The sequence below is a fragment of the Streptomyces sp. CB01373 genome (genome assembly GCF_002803075.1).
Taxonomy (GTDB): domain Bacteria; phylum Actinomycetota; class Actinomycetes; order Streptomycetales; family Streptomycetaceae; genus Streptomyces.
This window is the reverse complement of the sequence record NZ_NNBK01000012.1, coordinates 1-17,034: the sequence shown is the minus strand read 5'-3', so window position 1 is coordinate 17,034 and position 17,034 is coordinate 1. Positions and strand designations below refer to the sequence as shown.

Sequence of the window (17,034 nt, the reverse complement as noted above, 5' to 3'; positions counted from 1 at the left end):
GCGCCGCCTACCCCCAAAGGAGCACTGCGATGACGCCTGGTGTCACCACGCCCGCCGACTTCGAGGCGGGCGACGGACCCGCGCCGGAACTCAACGTCCGCCCGCTCGTGGACACCACGCTGCTTCCCGACTGGCGGGGCTCCGGCCGGGTCGTGCACTCCGCCCACCGGGTCTACGAGCACCTGATCTCGCTGTGGGCGCCCGGCGTCATCGAGGCCGCGCACGACCTCGGTGTGTTCGCCGAGTTGAGCGCCGGACCGAGGACCAGTGACCAGCTCGCGCGGGCCTGCGCCGCCAACCAGCGGGCGATGCGGGTGCTGATGGACGGCCTGTACGCCTACGACATCGTCGACCGTGTCCCCACCGAGGACGGCCCCGCGGTCTACCGGATGCCGGAGGAGATGCGCGAATGCCTGCTGCCGGACGGGCTGTTCAGCCTGGTCGGCAAGATCGAGTACGACCGCCAGCTGGCCTGGCACTCCTGGCGCAACCTCGCGGACGCGGTGCGCGGCGACAACCGCGACGAGACGGGCGGGCTCCAGCTCAACCAGATCAGCGAGCACAACTACGAGTCCCTGGTACGCGGCATCAACTTCTGGGCGCCGCCGATCGTCGAGGCGCTGCGCGGCGGCTTCGAGACGCTGGAGTGGCCCACCGACCGGCCCGCCTCCGTCCTGGACATCGGCTGCGGTACCGGCCTGTACAGCCAGTTGCTGCTGCGGGCGTTCCCGCGCTGGCGGGCCACCGGTCTCGAGGCGCCGGCCATCGCGCCGATCGCCACGGCGCAGGCCGAACGGCTCGGCGTCGCCGACCGGTTCGGCGTCCAGGTGCGCGACTTCTGGACCGAGAGCTGGGGCACCGGCCACGACCTGCTGGTCTTCGTCAACATCTTCCACCTCCAGACCCCCGAGTCGGCACAGGAGTTGCTGCGCAAGTCCAAGGAGGCCCTGTCACGGGACGGCCTGATCTGCATCGCGGACCACCTGGTCACCGACGAGAAGGACGCCAAGTCGGTCCAGGACCGGTTCGCGATGCTGTTCGCCGCGTCCATGCTGGCCACCGGCGGCGGTGACGCCTTCCTGCTGGACGACTACGACCAGTGGCTCGCCTCGACCGGACTACGGCGGGTCGCGGTGCTGGACACCCCGATGCACCGGATCCTGCTCGCCGGGCACGCCTGACCGGCCCGCGGCGACATGGCGGAGTTCCTCGGCGACACGCGGGCCATCGCGGGCCGGCATCTGCGGCATCTGCTGCGCCTGCCGGAGAAGCTGGTCGGTTTCACCGTGATGCCGGTCGCGATGGTGGTGGGCCTGGGGATCCTGTTCGGCGGCAGCATGCGGGTGCCCGGCGGCGGGCCGTACGGCGCGTACGTGGCGGCGGGCGTGATCACCTCGCTCGCCGTCTCGACGGTCGCGCTCTCCGCGCTGGGCGTCCTCGACGACCTCCAGAACGGTGTGTTCGACCGGCTCCGCTCGCTTCCTGTCGACCGCGCGGCCATCCTGTCCGGGCGGATCGTGGTGGACTCACTGCCCGTGGTGGTGGCGATGGCCGGTGTGGTGCCCGCCGCGTGGATCGCCGGCTGGGCCGACGGGGTCCGCCCCACGGCGGCGCTGGCCGCGGTGGGCCTGGAGCTGCTGCTCGGCACGGGGTGCGCGTGCCTGGGGATCTTCCTCGGGCTCACCCTCCGCAACGCCGAGGCGGTCACCTCGCTCGTACCGGTGTGCCTGCTGCCGGCGACGTTCCTGTCCAACGCGTTCGTGCCGCCGGACGGCCTGCCCGGCTGGCTGCGCCAGGTGGTCGGCTGGAACCCGGTGACCGCGGTGAACAGCACGGTGCGCGATCTGCTGGGCACGGGAGGAACGCCCGCCGGGGCCGGTTTTCCGGACCGTCACGCCGCGCCGCTCGCCGTCGTCTTCTGTCTGCTGGTGATCGCCGTCACCGCTCCGGCGGCGGCGCGCGCCTACGGCCGTGCCGGGCCGATGCGGTGAGGCGGCAGGCGATCGTCCTCGACGGCTCCTTCCAAACCCGGCCACAGAGTTTTCGAACTGACCCGGAGCGGGTGTTTTCCCCCTGACTAGGCTGCGCGTATCAGGCGGACAGTATCGGGCTCCGCTTTTCCGCTCGGCCACCCACCGAACGCGCTGATGGCTGGAGGCGCCATGGATTTCGGCCTTTTCTACTTCGCGAACGACAAGGAGGACGTCGGCGACCGGTACCGGCTGCTGATCGAGGGAGCCAAGTTCGCCGACACCCACGATTTCGCGTCGGTGTGGACGCCTGAACGTCACTTCCACGCCTTCGGCGGCCTCTATCCGAATCCGGCGGTGACGGGCGCCGCGGTGGCCGCGGTGACCGAGAAAGTCGCGGTGCGGGCCGGCAGTGTGGTGGCCCCGCTGCACCATCCGGTGCGTATCGCGGAGGAATGGTCGGTCGTCGACAACCTCTCCAAAGGAAGGGTCGGTATCGCATTCGCCTCCGGTTGGCACGCCGCCGACTTCGTCCTGCGCCCGGAGGGATATCCGACCCGCAGGTCCGGTCTGATCGACTCGGTGCGGGCGATCCGGAGCCTGTGGCGCCAGGAGCCCGCGACGTTCGTCGACGGCGCGGGCGAGAGCGTCGACGTGACGGTCTTCCCGCCGCCGGTGCAGCGGGAGTTGCCGGTCTGGCTGACCAGCGCGGGCAACCCGCAGACCTTCCGCGAGGCGGGCGAGATGGGCGCCGGGGTGCTGACCCATCTGCTGGGCCAGGGCGTCGACGTGCTGGAGAAGCGGATCGGCGAGTACCGGCAGGCCTTCCGCGACCATCACGACGAGACCGAGGGCGACGGGCATGTCGCGCTCATGCTGCACACGTTCGTCGGCCCGGACCGGGAGAAGGTCAGGGAGACCGTCCGCGGGCCGTTCAGCAAGTACCTGGCCAGCTCCTTCGACCTGGTCATCCACGCCGCCAGGGCCGCGGGCGCCGACGCGGTCGCGCTGGACCTGAACAAGATGAGCCCCGCCGACATCGACTTCCTGGTCGGCCAGGCCTTCGACCGGTACTTCGAGACCAGCGGCCTGTTCGGCACCGTCGAGGACGGGCTGCGGATGTGCGAGCGGCTGTACGAGATCGGCGTGGACGAGATCGCCTGCCTGATCGACTTCGGTGTGGAGACCGACGAGGTGCTGGCCGGACTGGCCCACCTCGACCTGCTCAGGCAGGCGTGGCGGGAACGCGAGCAGGCTCGGTGACCGCGCGCGCCGGGGCGCCGGGCGGAGCGGCGAAGGCACTGGACGCGGAGCCGGGTCCGGTCGGCGCCGGGGCGTATCGCGCGTTCATGAGTTCCTTCCCGACCGGTGTGTCCGTCGTGACCACGGTCGACGCCGACGGGCGGCCGCGCGGGATGACCTGCTCCTCCCTCGCCGGCGTCAGCCTGGATCCGCCGGTCCTGTCCGTCTGCCTGACGGTGACCAGCCGCACGCTCGGCGCTCTGCGCGCCCACGGCTTCTTCGGAGTGAACCTGCTCGGGGCCCGCGCGAGCGGGATCGCCCGCCTGTTCGCCGATTCCTCCCTGAGCCATTTCGAGCACGTGCCGTGGGAGCCGGCCGGCGACGCCGCCCTTCCCCGGCTCGCCGACGACACCGTCGCCTTCGCCGCCTGCCGGGTCTGCGACACCAAGGCGGTCGGCGACCACGTCGTCGTCTTCGGCGAAGTGCTCGGCACCGACTGCACCAACGCCACCCCGCTGCTCTACGGCCACCGACGGTTCACCGTCTGGCCGGAACCGGCCCCGGACCGGGTCTGACCGCCCCCGGCCCGGCACGGGCCGCCCGACCCGGCCCGCCTTCCCCGGGCGGACGGCGCCGCCTCTCGCACAGGGCCGCCTCCCGACGGAACACGGCCGGCGGCCGCGGGGGCGGCCGGTACGGTCGGCCCGCCGCCGTCACGCCGGGTCGGCGGACGGCACCTCGGCCGGGGCGTGGTCGTACAGCGCCTCCCGGTCGTACTTGCTCCGCAGATAGGAGAGGTCCGCCAGGAGCCCTGCCGCGGTCACCTCACGCCCCCGCCCGGTCCGTACCAGTCGGGTCAGTGGCAGCGCGCCGGTCTGCGCCCAGCACAGCCGTCCCTCCGCGTCGAGGCGGCTGCGGGTGCGGCCCCGGTTGTCCGGGTGCACGCAGTACGGGATGTCGAGACAGCCGCGTTCGAAGGCCAGCAGCAGCGCGCGGGCGAGGTCGGAGTGCAGGTTCAGCACCCCTTCGACCAGCGCCCGCGCTTCCGCGTACGTCTGTGTGTCCGTGTCCGGCGCGGGCACCGGCCGGGCCGCCACGGCCGCCCGCGCCGCGTACTCCAGGGCGGCCACGTTCTCCGAGACGGTGGGGATCCGCCGCGACTCGGCGACGGTCTTGACGATGAGCCGCTCGGAGCCGGTCCGCACGGCCAGTTCGGCGGCCTCGCCGAGCAGCCGGTACGCGCCCGTCTCGGTGACCGGGTACGCCCCCATGTAGGCGTAGACGACCACGTGCCAGTCGACGTCGGGCAGCAGCTCGGCGCACAGCCGGCGCAACGCGAACACCGCCTCGGTGTCCTGGCCGGCGTGGGTCTGCTGGGCGTAGCTCACCGAGATGCTGCGGCAGCCGTACGCGCGGAAGAACAGCGCCTCCAGCACGCTGAGCGCCACCAGCTGGCTGGGCGGGCAGAGTTGGCCCATCATGCAGCCGCCGAAGGTCTCCAGGTGCGGTTCGGCGCCCTGGTCGCGCAGCCGGGAGAACATTTCCGTGCACTGCCGCCAGGCCGCGATCGACTCGGCCAGCGGGGTGCGTCCGTAGGGCAGGCAGTACGACACGGGCCCGCCCTCGGTCGCGTCCAGGCCCAGCGCGATCAGCTTGCGGAAGATGTGCTGGGGCAGGGCGGATCCGTGCCGCACCTGCACGGGGAAGCCGGCGTCCCGGACACCGGCCAGCATCGCCCGGGTCGTGGCGTCGGGGTGGCTGACGATGGGGTAGCCGTTGAGCGGCAGGTCCTCGCGCCGGGCGTGCTCGACCGCGGCCAGGTCACCGACCCTGGTGTAGCTGTCCAGGGTCAGCGTGCCGGCGGTGTGCCCGCGCGCCGCCTTGGTGGCGGCCAGCCCCGCCCGCATCCGCTCCGGATCACCGAAACCCATGCGCGGCTGCACGACGAGAGCGCCGGCCCGCGCCCGCGCACGGACGAACGCGCCGAATCCCGGCTCCGCCTGGGTGGGCCGGCCGGGTACGAGGACGGTCACCGGGATCTCCCCGCGATCAGCGCCGGCTGCGCGGCGGGCGGGAGCGAGGCGACGAACGCCGTGAAGTCGGCCGCGTCCGAGGCCTGGTCGGGGAAGACGGCGTCGAAGCCCGCGGCCATCAGGGCCCGCGCGTGGCGGCCGGCGTTCTCGTCGGACACCGTGAGCTTGCCGCCGATCACCATCGGCGTGGCGGCCAGTTCCGGGCAGGCGCGCAGCCGGGTGACCGCGCGCAGGCCGTCGGTGCAGCCGTGCCCGTTGACACTGCCGATGACGACCAGCGCCGGATCGATCCGGCGGCATTCGGCGACCAGCACGTCGTCCGGCACGCAGGGCCCGAGGTTGATCACGCGGTAGCCGAGTTCCTCGATGACGAGCTGGAGGTAGACCAGATTCCACGTGTGCGCGTCGCTGGCGAGGCCCGACACCACCACGGTGCCGCGGTCCCGGTGGGCCGGGGGCGTGCTCACGCCGGCGATTTGGTTCTCCCGCTGTGCCACGGTTCTCCCTAGTGCCGATCGAGGTCGTCGTTGAGAGCCGGGAGCCGGGCCGGGGGTCAGGGCACCAGGCTCGTGACGGCCACGGGCGCTCTGCTGAATTCCGTGCATTCTCTCTTGATGTTCTCGATCAGCATCAGAGTCGCGCGCGCCGAGGACAGGATCATCTGCCCTTCACGGGTCAGAGTGGTGCCGCCTGAATTACGGGTGAACAGTTTGATACCCAGAGATCGCTCAAGACATATGATTTGGTAACTTATTGCCGGTTGCGAGTATCCGAGCTTCTTGGCTGCGAGGTCCATTCGACCTATTTCGGCAATCGCGACAAAAGCGCGCAACTCGCGTTCGTGCATAATCGCCTCACAATTAAACAGATTATCAAGTGCCGAAACTTTAACATGCGATTCCTTCACACGGCACGGCGCTTGCAGGAAGCTGCCACGTCAGGTGTAGAACGGGATCTGTGGAGCTTTGCCTGGTCGGTGAGGTTTAGGTATTTCCAGCCGGCTGCGCGGCATGTGCTTGTGGCACATGGTCGGTATTGCCGCGCAGCCGAAGTCGCCGAATGTCCGCATCGAGCCGGAGGAAAAGGACGAACTCGGTCGGGAAGTTCTCAGAGATTTCCGGCGAAGAGGTCACCCTGGACGGGCGTCAGCGCTCGCCTGCGAGGTCGAGGTCACCCGGGGAGGCCGGGGCGGCCTCGGCGGCCGGGGCGGCGGGGACGGCCTCCGGTCCCTCGGCGGCGCGGCGCCACGGGTGGGAGAGGGGCGCGGACACCGGCCGCCACCACGGCTCCGCGGGAACCTTGCCCGCGGGCTCGAAGGGCTCCCCCGGCCGCGGGAGCGCGACCGCCTGTCCGACCTCCTCGGCGGCGTCCTTCGTCCACTCTCCCGGCTCGGCCCAGGCGTGCGGGGCGAGGGTGAAGGTGCCCCAGTGGATCGGCAGCAACACACCGGACGGCGCGTTCCCCTGGAGGTCCAGGTGGGCCCGAACCCCTTCATCGGGCGTCATGTGGATGTCCGGCCAGAACTCTGAGTACGCGCCGATCTGGATCATCGTCGCGTCGAACGGGCCGTGGTCGGCGCCGATCTGACGGAAGCCCTCGAAGTAGCCGGTGTCACCGCTGTGGTAGATGCGGTGCTCCTCGCCCGCGACGGCCCAGGAGGCCCACAGGGTGTGCTGGGTGTTGCGCAGGGCCCGGCCGCAGAAGTGGCGGGCGGGGGTCGCGGTCAGGGTGAGCCCGCCGACCCTGGTGGCCTCGTGCCAGTCCAGTTCGCGCAGGCGGTCGGCGGACACGCCCCAGTGCTCCAGGTGGGCCCCGACGCCGAGCGGCACGGCGAACAGGGTGTCCGTGCCGGCCAGCGCCTTGATGGTGGGCAGGTCCAGGTGGTCGTAGTGGTCGTGGGAGATGACGACGACGTCGACCGGGCCGAGCGCGGCCAGCGGCAGCGGCACCGGGTGCAGCCGGCGGGGCCCGACGAAGGGGAACGGCGAACAGCGCTCGCCCCACACGGGGTCGAAGAGCACCCGCTGCCCGTCGATCTCCGCTAGGACGCTGGAGTGTCCCATCCAGGTCAGCCGCAGACCGGTGGCCGGGGGCCTGGCGAGATCGGCGAGCGTGGTGGCGTGCACGGGCACGGTGCCGCGCGGGGCGCGGCGGCGGCGCTCGTCCTTGTCGAGGTAGCGCCGCGCGAAGGCCGGCGTCGAGCCGGAGGGCCGGGTCCGGGCGGGGCCGCCGGGGTTCTGGAAGACGCCGTCCTTGAAATGGGGTGATCTGCGGATGCGCGCCATGCGCTCTCCGCTCGGGTCCGCGCCGAAGGCCTCGGGCCGCAGTGCACGGAGCCCCGGGTTCGAAGGACGGAATCCTGCCACGCTACCTCCAGGTGGAGTCGGTCAGGCTTTCCATTATGTCGGGCCGCTCCGACAACCCGGATGTCACACCCGCGCGCTCCCGTCCGTCGTAACGGTGCAGGCACCCGCGAGGTGCCCCGGAACCGATGTCACTGGAGGTGGCCGCCATGGCCCGCGTCTCGCTCACCGCGCCCCGCACCCGCTTGTTCCGCCTCGTCGAGTGGTACAGCAGGCGCGCCTACGGCAAGGTGCTGGACCCCGCGCGGGCGCTCGCGCACAACCCGCGGGTCCTGTGGAGCGACCTGCGCTTCGAGCAGTCGCTCGCGAAGTGGAACAGGCTCGACCCCGATCTCAAGGCGCTCGCCGAGATGGCGTCTGCCGCGGCGATCGGCTGCTCGTGGTGCGTGGACTTCGGGTACTGGGTCTCTCGCCAGCGCGGCATGGCGCCCGAGAAGCTGCACGACGTCCCGGTGTGGCGGGACAGCGACGTCTACACGCCGCTGGAGCGCGACGTCCTGGCGTACGCCGAGGCCATGACGGCCACGCCGCCCACGGTGGACGACGACCTCACCGCGCGGCTGCGCGACCGGCTCGGCGAGCCGGCCCTGGTCGAACTGACCGCGATGGTGGCGGTGGAGAACCTGCGCTCCCGCATGAACTCCGCCCTGGGCCTCAAGAGCCAGGGCTTCAAGGACACGTGCGAGGTCCCGGGGAGCGCAGGGCCCGCGGACGACGCGGCGGCGAGGGACTGACCCGTACGAAGCGTCCCGGCGCGCCTCGCGGGGTCAGGCCACCGAGGCGATCCGGGTTCTGATGTCGTCGGGTGACAGGGCGCCCTTGGCCGTCACATGGTCACCGGAGGACTCGCCGCGCAGGCGGCGGCCGATCCACGGGACCAGGTACTCGCGCGCCCAGTGCACGTCGTCGCGGCGTACCTCCAGCGTGCCGCGGGACGGCAGCGGCGGCCAGGGCTGCTCCGGATCGGCCGGGACGTCGAGTCCGAGTACCTGGCCGGCCCTCAGCGCCACCCGCGTGTGCCCTTCGGCCGACAGGTGCAGGCGGTCGTCGTCCCAGGCGCGGCGGTCCTGGACGGTCCTCAGCGACCACAGGTCGAGCACCGGGCAGCCGTAGCGGTCGGCGACGGCCCGCACATGCCCGTTGTACGTGGCGATCCTGCCGCGCAGATGCTTGAGCAGGGGCACACCCCGCGTGTCGAAGCCGGTGGTCACCAGGACCGTGCCCGCGACGGCGGCGAGCCGGGAGACCGCCTTCTCGAAGCGCTCGGCCACCTCGTCCGGGTCGGTGCCGGGGCGGATGATGTCGTTGCCGCCGGCGCAGAACGAGACCAGGTCCGGGGCGAGTTCTTCGGCCCGGGACACCTGCTCCGCCACGATCTGGTCGAGCAGTCTGCCGCGCACGGCGAGGTTGGTGTACTGGAAGTTGCCCTCGGGCCGCCGGTCGGCGAGCAGGACGGCGAGGCGGTCGGCCCAGCCGACGAACTCCCCGTCGGGGCCGGGGTCGCCGACGCCCTCGGTGAAGCTGTCCCCCACCGCCACGTACGACCCGATCACTGATCTGCTGTCACTCTTCGAATCGTCTGCCACGTCGGCTCATGATTCACCTTCGAATGTGACCTACGCGACCGTAGGAAGGGGTTGACGTGCGGTGAGAAAGGCCACTTCGACCGGGAGGCTCCAGCGGGAATACGTGAGGCCTTCACACACGCCGCAGCCTGACGACCGTCGCGTCGAAGTCGCCCCGCAGCCCGGTGCGCAGCCCGTGGTGCAGCAGTACGGCGCCGCGGTGCACTTCCCCGGTGTCCCCGCACATGTACGACGCCGCCGGGTCCAGTCCGCGCAGCCGCAGCGCGGGCACCGGCTCGCCGTGGTGCTGCGCCTGGAGCAGGGCGAGGACGACGGTGTCGTCACCGAGGACGTACTGCACCGCGCTCAGCCCGCCTCGCGGGGCCCTCAGCCGGTACAGGTCGCCGCGCTGGACCACCGGCCGGATCTCCTTGTACAGCGCGATCCAGTCACAGGCCTCGGCCAGCTCCTCCTCCGTCCACCGGGTGAGGTCGCCACCCACCCCGAGCACACCCGCCATGGCGCTGACGAAGCGGAAACGCAGCGTGCTGGCCCGCCCGTTGAGCATGGTGTTCGGGCTGTCGGTGACCCAGGCGGCCATGACACGGGCGGGATGGATCTGGCTGAAGCCGTGCTGGATGGCGAGCCGGTCCAGCGGATCGGTGTTGTCGGAGGTCCACACCTGGTCCGTACGGGACAGGACGCCGAGGTCGATCCGGCCGCCGCCGCCCGAGCAGGACTCGAAGGCGACGCCCGGGTGCGCGGCCCGCAGCCGGTCAAGCAGGGCGTACAGCGCGCGCACATGGTCGGTCCACAGGCGCTGCGGGTACGGCTCCCCGGGCCAGCCGGCGTCGGTGAAGGAGCGGTTGAAGTCCCATTTCACATAGTCGATCGGGGCGCTGGAGAGCAGCGTGTCCAGCCTCTCCCACAAATACTCCCGCACGTCCTCGCGCGCGAGGTTGAGGACGAGCTGGTTGCGGAACTCCGTGCGCGTGCGCCCAAGTTGGTGCTGCACCCAGTCGGGGTGCGCGCGGTACAGGTCGCTGTCGGGGTTGACCATCTCCGGCTCGACCCAGATGCCGAACCGCATGCCGAGGCCGTGCACCTGGTCGGCGAGCGGCTTCAGGCCGCCGGGGAACCGGTCGGGGTTGGGCCACCAGTCGCCGAGTCCGGCGCGGTCGCCGGTGCGGGCGCCGAACCAGCCGTCGTCGACGACGAACAGTTCCACGCCGATCTCCGCGGCCCGCCGCGCGAGCGCCCCCTGCTGCTCCTCCGAGATGTCGAACTGGGTGGCCTCCCAGGAGTTGTAGAGCACCGGCCGGTCCCGGTCCGCGTCGGGGATGACGTACCGCCGCTGGTAGGCGTGCCAGGCGCGGCTCGCGCCGCCGTGTCCGCCGTCGCTCCACAGCCCTGCGAAGACGGGGCCGGTGTACGTCTCCCCGGCCCGGAGCATCAGCAGCCCGGAGTCGTCGTGCCCGGCGCCCCCGGTGATCTGCACGCGCGCGTCCGGGAGTTGGGCGACCGCGATCCGCCAGGAGCCCGACCAGCCCAGGGCGCAGCCGTAGACCTCGCCGCGCTCCTCGGTGGCGTCGGTGTCCAGGGCGACCCACGGCAGGTGCTGGTGGCCGGTGTGGCCGCGGCGGCTGCCGATGACGTGCTCGCCGTAGGCGAGTGAGGTGCGCACGAGCCGGGACTCGGCGGCCCAGCGGCCGTGCAGGTGGGACAGCCGCCGGCCTTCCCGCTCGGGCAGGGTCCAGGTCGCCGAGTCGGCGCGCAGCACCTCCACGGGCTCGGGTCCCCGGTTGGCGAGGGTGACCCAGCGTTCGACGACGTCCCCGCGCATGCGGTAGTGCAGGGTGATGTCCAGCCCCGAGTCGTGGAACAGCAGCCGCAGTTCGTCGCCCTCGGCGTCGTACGACCCGAAGGTCCACTCGGTGCCGCGCCGTTCGGCGGTGCGCACGGACAGCGCGGGCCGTACGAAGCGGGGGCCGCCCTCGACCGGGTACTCCTCCTGTCCGTCGAGCGGGGACTCGAAGGGCCGGGCGTCCGGCAGCGGCCGTGCGGCCAGGGCCTCGGCGTCGGTCAGGGTGATACTCGGACCCCAGTGCAGGTGGAGCAGTTCGCCACGCTCGGTCAGATGGACGGCGTAGCCGCTCGTGGGCCCGGTCAGCAGCCATGTACGTCCGTCGTCGGCGGTCTCCAGCATGTTCCGTCCCCCACAGGTCCGAACCGGTCCGCGCACGCACCGCCATCATCAGGGGGCGCGGGCGCCGGTGCAACGCCTGTGGACAGCCCGTTGCCCCGGGCAGCCATGTCGTATGGTCGAAGCCGCACCCGCCGACGCACCGTGACGGCGGGGCCGAAAGGGAGGAGTCCCCGTGACGCAGCAGGTCCCCTCGACCGAGCCGGAGCTGGCCGCAGTGCGCAACTTCCGTGACGTGGGCGGGCTGCCGACCGTCGACGGCCGGCGGGTGCGGCACGGGATGCTGTTCCGCAGCGGCCACCTCGCGCACGCGACCGACGAGGACGCGTCCTACCTCGGCTCCCTGGGCCTGCACACGATCTTCGACTTCCGCAACACGGCCGACGTCGGGCTGGAGGGCCCGGACGTCGAACTGCCGGGCGTGCGCCATGTGAACCTGCCGCTGAGCGACCCGGCGGACGGCGCCGAGTTCTGGAAGATGGTCCGTGACGGCGACCTCGACGAGTTGCGCTCCGTCCTGGACGACGGCAAGGGCGCGGACCGGATGATCTCGTCCTACCGCGTGCTCATCAAGGAGCGCACCGGCGAGCACTCGCAGGTACTGCACGCGCTCGCCGAGGACTGCGTCCCGGTCCTGATGCACTGCGCGGCGGGCAAGGACCGCGCGGGCCTGTCGATCGCCGTGACCCTCCTCGCCCTCGGCGTGGAGCGGGACGCGATCGTCGCCGACTACCTGGAGTCGAACGCCAAGCACCGCCGCTACAAGGTGCACCGCAGCGGCACGTCGGCCGCGGCCTACTCCCCCGAGGTCATGGAGCTGCTCAGCCCCCTGTTCGAGGCGCGCGCCGAGTATCTGGCGGCGGCCCTGGACACCATCGAGGAGACCTGGGGCGGCGTCGACGCCTACCTGGAGCGGGGGCTGCGGCTGGCTCCGGCCACCCGGGAGCGGCTGCGCGAGCGGCTGCTGGACTGACGGGCCGGCACCCGGGCCCTCACTTGGAGCCGCCGACCGAGAACAGGAACCAGACGAACCCGGCGAAGAAGTGACCGACGACGGTGTAGATGACGAGCCGGACCCACAGGGCGCGCGGGAACTTCTCTTCCATGTTGGTCATGGCATGTCTCCGATGTGGGGGCCCAGGCACAGCGCGGCCGTGGGACTCTGCAACAGGGTGTGGACGAAGAGGAGCTCGACCCCGTCCGGGTTCTCGGCCGCGATGCGGTGCGGGGTCAGCGAGTCGAAGTGCGCGCTGCTGCCCGGCACGAGCAGGTGCGTGGCGTCGCCGAGGCGTAGCCTGAGGCGTCCGCTGAGGACGTACAGCCACTCCTCGCCGGGGTGCACGCGCACGATGTCGCCCTGGGAGCCGTGCGGGACGCGGACCCGCAGGGCCTGCATCCCGCGGCCGGACGCGCCGGCCTGCCAGTACGTCCAGCCGCCGGCCCGCGTCGGCTCCATGTCCCCGGCGTGCACCACCGCGTCCCGCTCGGCGACGTTCTCGCCGAGCAGTTCGGAGACTGTCGTACCGTAGACACGGGCGAGCGAGAGCAGCATCGGCAGCGAGGGCTGGCGCTGCCCGGTCTCCAGTCGGGAGAGATGGGCGGGCGACAGCCCGGCGGCCCGGGCCGCGGCCTCCAGGGTCAGTGCGGCACGGCGGCGCAGCGCACGCAGTTGCGGCGCGACGGCGGGCAGGTCCTCGACCGGCCCCGCCGGGGGCTGGGACTCTGGAGAGCTCATACCTCCATTCCACCGCCGCTTTGCCCCTAAGGCAAATTTCTTGCCTCAGAGGCAAAGTCAGCGACGGGGTCCGTGCCCGGTCGGCTCACCGGTTGGCGACGGCCTGCTTGACCAGCGTCTTTCCGAAATCCCACATCAGCCCGCCGTCGTGCGCGTCGTCCATCACGGCGGTGAAGGCGTCCACGAACCGGTCGACCTCGCCCTCCCCGACGACCAGCGGCGGGATCAGCTTGATCACCTCCAGGTGGTCGCCGGAGACCTGGGTCAGGATACGGTGCCGCTGCAGCAGCGGGACGACCACCATCTGCGCGAACAGTCCCTTGCGGGCCGCCTGGAGCATGGTCCAGCGCCCGCGCAGCTTCAGCGACCTCGGCCGCCCGAACTCGATGCCGATCATCAGGCCCCGGCCGCGCACGTCGGCGAGCAGCTCGTACCGGTCGGTGAGCGCGGCCAGCCGGGACTTCAGCAGCTCGCCCGTGGCCCTGGCGTTGGCCACGATCTGCTCGTTCTCCATCACGGACAGCACGGCCAGGCCCGCCGCCATGGCCTGGGCGTTGGACCCGAAGCTCGCCGAGTGGACGAGCACCCGGTCGATCGAGGAGTAGACCTTCTTGAAGATCCAGTCCCTGCCGAGGGTGGCACTCACCGGCACATAGCCGCCGGACAGGGCCTTGGCCACGCAGACCAGGTCCGGCTCGACCCCGTCCTCGTGCTGGTAGGCCCAGAAGTCCCCGGTGCGGCCCAGGCCCGTCTGCACCTCGTCGGCGATGAGCAGTGCCTTGTGCCGGTGCAGCAGCTCCTGCGCGGCGCGCAGCCAGCCGGGCGGGGCCTCGTGCACGCCCTTGCCCTGGATCGGCTCGACGATCAGGGCGGCCACGTCGCCCTTCCTCAGCTCCCGTGCGAGCGCGTCGAGGTCGCCGAGCGGGACGGCGGTGTCGGGCAGCAGCGGGGCGAAGCCGTCCCGGAAGCCGTCCTCGCCGTTGACGGACAGCGAGCCTGCGGTCAGTCCGTGGAAGGAGTGCTCGCAATACAGGATCCGTGGCCGGCCGGTGGCGCGGCGGGCGAACTTCAGCGCGGTCTCCACCGCCTCCGTGCCGCTGTTGCCGAAGAACACCCGGTCCAGGTGGGGGGTGTGCGCGAGCAGCCGCTCGGCCAGCAGCCCGGGCAGCGGCTGGCAGTCGAAGCGGGTGAGGTCGGCGAGCTGGGCGTCCAGCACGTCGTGCAGCGCCTTGCGGACGACAGGGTGGTGGCGGCCCAGGCCCATCACCCCGAACCCGGAGAGCATGTCCAGGTAGTCGTTGCCCTCCGCGTCCCAGAAGTACGCGCCCTCGGCCCGCTCGTAGACCTTGTCGAAGCCGATGGTGTGCAGCATCCGCGGCAGTTGGTGGTTGAGGTGCCTGGTGTGCAGCTCGTAGCGCTCGGTGCCGCGCTCGGCGAGCAGGGCGCCGAGGTCGAACTCCGTGGTCATTCGGTTGTCTCCTTGACTGCCATGACGGCCCCGGCACCGTTCTGCGCCGGGATCGTCCCGGCCTGCTCCCGCACGGTCAGGCTCGCGCCGATCCGTCCGGCGACCTCGACCGGGGTGAGCCCGATGTCGGCCAGCACCTCTCCGCGTTTGGCGTGCGCGAGGAACTGCTCGGGGATGCCGAACCTGCGTACCGGTACGTCGACCTCGGCGTCGCCGAGCGCCAGGGCGACCGCCGCGCCCACGCCGGACGCGCGGCTGTTGTCCTCGACCACAGCCACCAGCCGGTGCCCGGCGGCCAGGTCCGGCAGCGCCGGATCGACGGGCTTGACCCAGCGCGGGTCGACGACGGTGCAGCCGATGCCCCGCGCCTGGAGCAGTTCGGCGGCCTGGAGGCACACCGGTGCCATCACGCCCACGGCGACCAGCAGCACGTCGGGGCTCTCCGCCCGGTGCAGTACGTCCATGCCGCCGGCGTGGCCGACGGCCTCGATCCGCGGGCCGGCCGACTCCTTGGGGAACCGGATCAGGGTCGGCGCGTCGTCGACGGCGACGGCCTCGCGCAGCTGGGCGCGCAACTGGTCGGCGTCGCGCGGCGCGGCGATCCTGAGACCGGGCACGACCTGGAGGACGGACATGTCCCACATGCCGTTGTGGGAGGGCCCGTCGACGCCGGTCACTCCGGCCCGGTCCAGGACGAAGGTGACCCCGCAGCGGTGCAGGGCGACGTCCATCAGGAGCTGGTCGAAGGCGCGGTTGAGGAAGGTGGCGTAGACGGCGACGACCGGGTGCAGACCGCCGGTGGCGAGCCCCGCGGCCGAGACGACCGCGTGCTGCTCGGCGATGCCCACGTCCCACACCCGGTCCGGGAACCGCTCGGCGAACCTGCCGAGGCCCACCGGGTGCAGCATGGCGGCGGTGATCGCCACGACGTCGTCCCGCTCCTCGCCGATCCGCACGATCTCGTCGCCGAACACGGAGGTCCAGGACGGCCCGCCGGCCGGGGCGAGCGGCTCGCAGGTCAGCGGGTCCATCACGCCCACGGTGTGGAAGTGGTCCTCCTCGTGGGCCAGCGCGGGTTCGTAGCCGCGGCCCTTCTCGGTGAGGCAGTGGACGAGGACGGGGCCGTGGAAGCGTTTGGCGCGGCGCAGCGCCGACTCGACGGCCTTGATGTCGTGTCCGTCGATCGGGCCGAGGTACTTCAGCCCGAGGTCCTCGAACATGCCCTGCGGCGCGAACGCGTCCTTGAACCCCTTCTTCGCGCCGTGCAGCGACTCGTAGAGGGTGTTGCCGACGACCGGGGTGCGCTGGAGCACCTCCTTGCCCCAGGCCAGGACCTTCTCGTAGCCGTCCGTGGTGCGCAGGGTGGCAAGGTGGTTGGCGAGGCCGCCGATGGTCGGCGCGTAGGACCGCTCGTTGTCGTTGACGACGATGATCAGCGGCCGGTCCCGGGCGGCCGCGATGTTGTTCAGCGCCTCCCAGGCCATGCCGCCGGTCAGCGCGCCGTCGCCGATGACGGCGACGACGTGTCCCTTCTCCCCCTGCACCTCGCGGGCCTTGGCGAGTCCGTCGGCCCAGCCGAGCGCCGTGGAGGCGTGGCTGTTCTCGATGACGTCGTGCTCGGACTCCTCGCGCGCGGGGTAGCCGGACAGGCCTCCCTTGCCGCGCAGCTTGGAGAAGTCCTGACGCCCTGTCAGAAGCTTGTGCACATAACTCTGGTGACCGGTGTCCCACAGGATCCGGTCGACCGGCGACTCGAAGACCCGGTGGAGGGCGACGGTGAGTTCCACCACCCCCAGGTTGGGCCCGAGGTGACCGCCGGTCCTGGCGACCGCATGCACCAGGAACTCACGTATCTCGTCGGACAGTTCACCCAGTTCCGCCTCGGACAGCGCCTTCAGGTCGCGTGGTCCCCGGATGCTCTCCAGAATGGTCACGCTGGGCCCCCTCTCGGTCCGTGCCGTTTAACTCACTGTCACTGTCGGTGTCCCCGTGACGGTGCCGCCGCCGGACGCGGCGTCGTCCTGCCCCATCCCCTCCGCGATCTTGATGGCCTCCTCGATCAGGGTCTCCACGATCTTCGACTCCGGCACGGTCTTGATGACCTCGCCCTTGACGAAGATCTGCCCCTTGCCGTTGCCGGAGGCGACACCGAGGTCGGCCTCGCGGGCCTCACCGGGACCGTTGACGACGCAGCCCATCACCGCGACGCGCAGCGGCACCTCCATCCCGGTCAGACCGGCGGTGACCTCCTCGGCCAGCTTGTACACGTCCACCTGCGCACGGCCGCAGGACGGACACGACACGATCTCCAGACCGCGCTGGCGCAGGTTCAGCGACTCCAGGATCTGGATACCGACCTTGATCTCCTCGACCGGCGGCGCGGACAGCGACACGCGGATGGTGTCACCGATCCCCTGGGACAGCAGCGCGCCGAAGGCCACCGCCGACTTGATCG

17 protein-coding genes are annotated in these 17,034 nt (G+C 71.5%); 6 read left to right on the top strand and 11 right to left on the bottom strand.

Annotated features, from left to right (window positions below):
• The first annotated feature begins 29 nt into the window (after positions 1-29).
• From CG719_RS19830 to CG719_RS19815, 4 genes are all read left to right on the top strand, one after another.
• Positions 30-1,181 (top strand): class I SAM-dependent methyltransferase, encoded by a 1,152-nt coding sequence (locus tag CG719_RS19830; protein WP_100570022.1) that lies wholly within the window; start codon positions 30-32, stop codon positions 1,179-1,181.
• Positions 1,182-1,196: 15 nt separating this feature from the next.
• A complete protein-coding gene (locus CG719_RS19825; protein ID WP_100570021.1) occupies positions 1,197-1,991 on the top strand; it encodes an ABC transporter permease in 795 nt (264 codons plus the stop codon).
• 171 nt (positions 1,992-2,162) lie between these two features.
• Positions 2,163-3,233: a MupA/Atu3671 family FMN-dependent luciferase-like monooxygenase gene (locus CG719_RS19820; RefSeq protein WP_100570020.1), complete on the top strand. Its 1,071-nt coding sequence runs from the start codon at positions 2,163-2,165 to the stop codon at positions 3,231-3,233.
• An 86-nt stretch (positions 3,234-3,319) separates the two neighbouring features.
• The gene (locus CG719_RS19815; RefSeq protein WP_100570321.1) at positions 3,320-3,787 is read left to right on the top strand and encodes a flavin reductase family protein; all 468 of its coding nucleotides are present in this window, start codon (positions 3,320-3,322) and stop codon (positions 3,785-3,787) included.
• A gap of 138 nt (positions 3,788-3,925) precedes the next feature.
• On the opposite strand, the gene CG719_RS19810 is transcribed toward CG719_RS19815, so the two are convergent.
• From CG719_RS19810 to CG719_RS19795, 4 genes are all read right to left on the bottom strand, one after another.
• Complete coding sequence (locus tag CG719_RS19810; protein ID WP_234375658.1) at positions 3,926-5,245, bottom strand: methylaspartate mutase; 1,320 nt, start codon at positions 5,243-5,245, stop codon at positions 3,926-3,928.
• Complete coding sequence (locus CG719_RS36495) at positions 5,242-5,712, bottom strand: cobalamin B12-binding domain-containing protein (RefSeq protein ID WP_159024902.1); 471 nt, start codon at positions 5,710-5,712, stop codon at positions 5,242-5,244. Before CG719_RS36495 ends, CG719_RS19810 begins: the two co-directional genes overlap by 4 nt.
• An 86-nt stretch (positions 5,713-5,798) precedes the next feature.
• On the bottom strand, positions 5,799-6,152 hold the full coding sequence (locus CG719_RS19800; RefSeq protein WP_234375657.1) for a LysR family transcriptional regulator: 354 nt from the start codon (positions 6,150-6,152) through the stop codon (positions 5,799-5,801).
• Positions 6,153-6,390: 238 nt separating this feature from the next.
• The gene (locus CG719_RS19795; RefSeq protein ID WP_100570016.1) at positions 6,391-7,611 is read right to left on the bottom strand and encodes an MBL fold metallo-hydrolase; all 1,221 of its coding nucleotides are present in this window, start codon (positions 7,609-7,611) and stop codon (positions 6,391-6,393) included.
• Positions 7,612-7,736: 125 nt separating this feature from the next.
• Here CG719_RS19795 and CG719_RS19790 point away from each other — a divergent pair, with 125 nt between their 5' ends.
• On the top strand, positions 7,737-8,342 hold the full coding sequence (locus CG719_RS19790; RefSeq protein ID WP_324838212.1) for a carboxymuconolactone decarboxylase family protein: 606 nt from the start codon (positions 7,737-7,739) through the stop codon (positions 8,340-8,342).
• A gap of 33 nt (positions 8,343-8,375) precedes the next feature.
• On the opposite strand, the gene CG719_RS19785 is transcribed toward CG719_RS19790, so the two are convergent.
• Together CG719_RS19785 and CG719_RS19780 are read right to left on the bottom strand one after the other, a co-directional pair.
• A complete protein-coding gene (locus CG719_RS19785; protein WP_100570015.1) occupies positions 8,376-9,161 on the bottom strand; it encodes an SGNH/GDSL hydrolase family protein in 786 nt (261 codons plus the stop codon).
• 145 nt (positions 9,162-9,306) lie between these two features.
• On the bottom strand, positions 9,307-11,379 hold the full coding sequence (locus tag CG719_RS19780; protein WP_100570014.1) for an alpha-galactosidase: 2,073 nt from the start codon (positions 11,377-11,379) through the stop codon (positions 9,307-9,309).
• A 172-nt stretch (positions 11,380-11,551) separates the two neighbouring features.
• On the opposite strand from CG719_RS19780, the gene CG719_RS19775 reads away from it, so the two are divergent.
• Complete coding sequence (locus CG719_RS19775; protein ID WP_100570013.1) at positions 11,552-12,349, top strand: tyrosine-protein phosphatase; 798 nt, start codon at positions 11,552-11,554, stop codon at positions 12,347-12,349.
• 19 nt (positions 12,350-12,368) lie between these two features.
• On the opposite strand, the gene CG719_RS19770 is transcribed toward CG719_RS19775, so the two are convergent.
• The 5 genes from CG719_RS19770 to CG719_RS19750 all read right to left on the bottom strand — a co-directional run.
• Complete coding sequence (locus CG719_RS19770) at positions 12,369-12,491, bottom strand: DUF6126 family protein (protein ID WP_100570012.1); 123 nt, start codon at positions 12,489-12,491, stop codon at positions 12,369-12,371.
• Positions 12,488-13,111 (bottom strand): helix-turn-helix domain-containing protein, encoded by a 624-nt coding sequence (locus tag CG719_RS19765; protein WP_100570011.1) that lies wholly within the window; start codon positions 13,109-13,111, stop codon positions 12,488-12,490. The genes CG719_RS19770 and CG719_RS19765 overlap by 4 nt, the downstream gene beginning before the upstream one ends.
• Positions 13,112-13,196: 85 nt before the next feature.
• A complete protein-coding gene (locus tag CG719_RS19760; protein WP_100570010.1) occupies positions 13,197-14,579 on the bottom strand; it encodes an aspartate aminotransferase family protein in 1,383 nt (460 codons plus the stop codon).
• Positions 14,576-16,513, bottom strand: coding sequence for a 1-deoxy-D-xylulose-5-phosphate synthase (gene dxs / locus CG719_RS19755; RefSeq protein ID WP_100570009.1), 1,938 nt, complete (start codon positions 16,511-16,513; stop codon positions 14,576-14,578). The genes CG719_RS19760 and dxs overlap by 4 nt, the downstream gene beginning before the upstream one ends.
• Before the next feature lie 27 nt (positions 16,514-16,540).
• On the bottom strand, positions 16,541-17,034 hold a 494-nt coding region (locus tag CG719_RS19750), incomplete at its 5' end, for a flavodoxin-dependent (E)-4-hydroxy-3-methylbut-2-enyl-diphosphate synthase (RefSeq protein WP_159024901.1).

Coding starts and splice junctions, on each gene's coding strand:
- CG719_RS19830 (WP_100570022.1), top strand. CDS start 30: ATGACGCCTGGTGTCACCACGCCCGCCGACTTCGAGGCGGGCGACGGA.
- CG719_RS19825 (WP_100570021.1), top strand. CDS start 1,197: ATGGCGGAGTTCCTCGGCGACACGCGGGCCATCGCGGGCCGGCATCTG.
- CG719_RS19820 (WP_100570020.1), top strand. CDS start 2,163: ATGGATTTCGGCCTTTTCTACTTCGCGAACGACAAGGAGGACGTCGGC.
- CG719_RS19815 (WP_100570321.1), top strand. CDS start 3,320: ATGAGTTCCTTCCCGACCGGTGTGTCCGTCGTGACCACGGTCGACGCC.
- CG719_RS19790 (WP_324838212.1), top strand. CDS start 7,737: ATGTCACTGGAGGTGGCCGCCATGGCCCGCGTCTCGCTCACCGCGCCC.
- CG719_RS19780 (WP_100570014.1), bottom strand. CDS start 11,379: ATGCTGGAGACCGCCGACGACGGACGTACATGGCTGCTGACCGGGCCC.
- CG719_RS19770 (WP_100570012.1), bottom strand. CDS start 12,491: ATGACCAACATGGAAGAGAAGTTCCCGCGCGCCCTGTGGGTCCGGCTC.
- CG719_RS19765 (WP_100570011.1), bottom strand. CDS start 13,111: ATGAGCTCTCCAGAGTCCCAGCCCCCGGCGGGGCCGGTCGAGGACCTG.
- CG719_RS19760 (WP_100570010.1), bottom strand. CDS start 14,579: ATGACCACGGAGTTCGACCTCGGCGCCCTGCTCGCCGAGCGCGGCACC.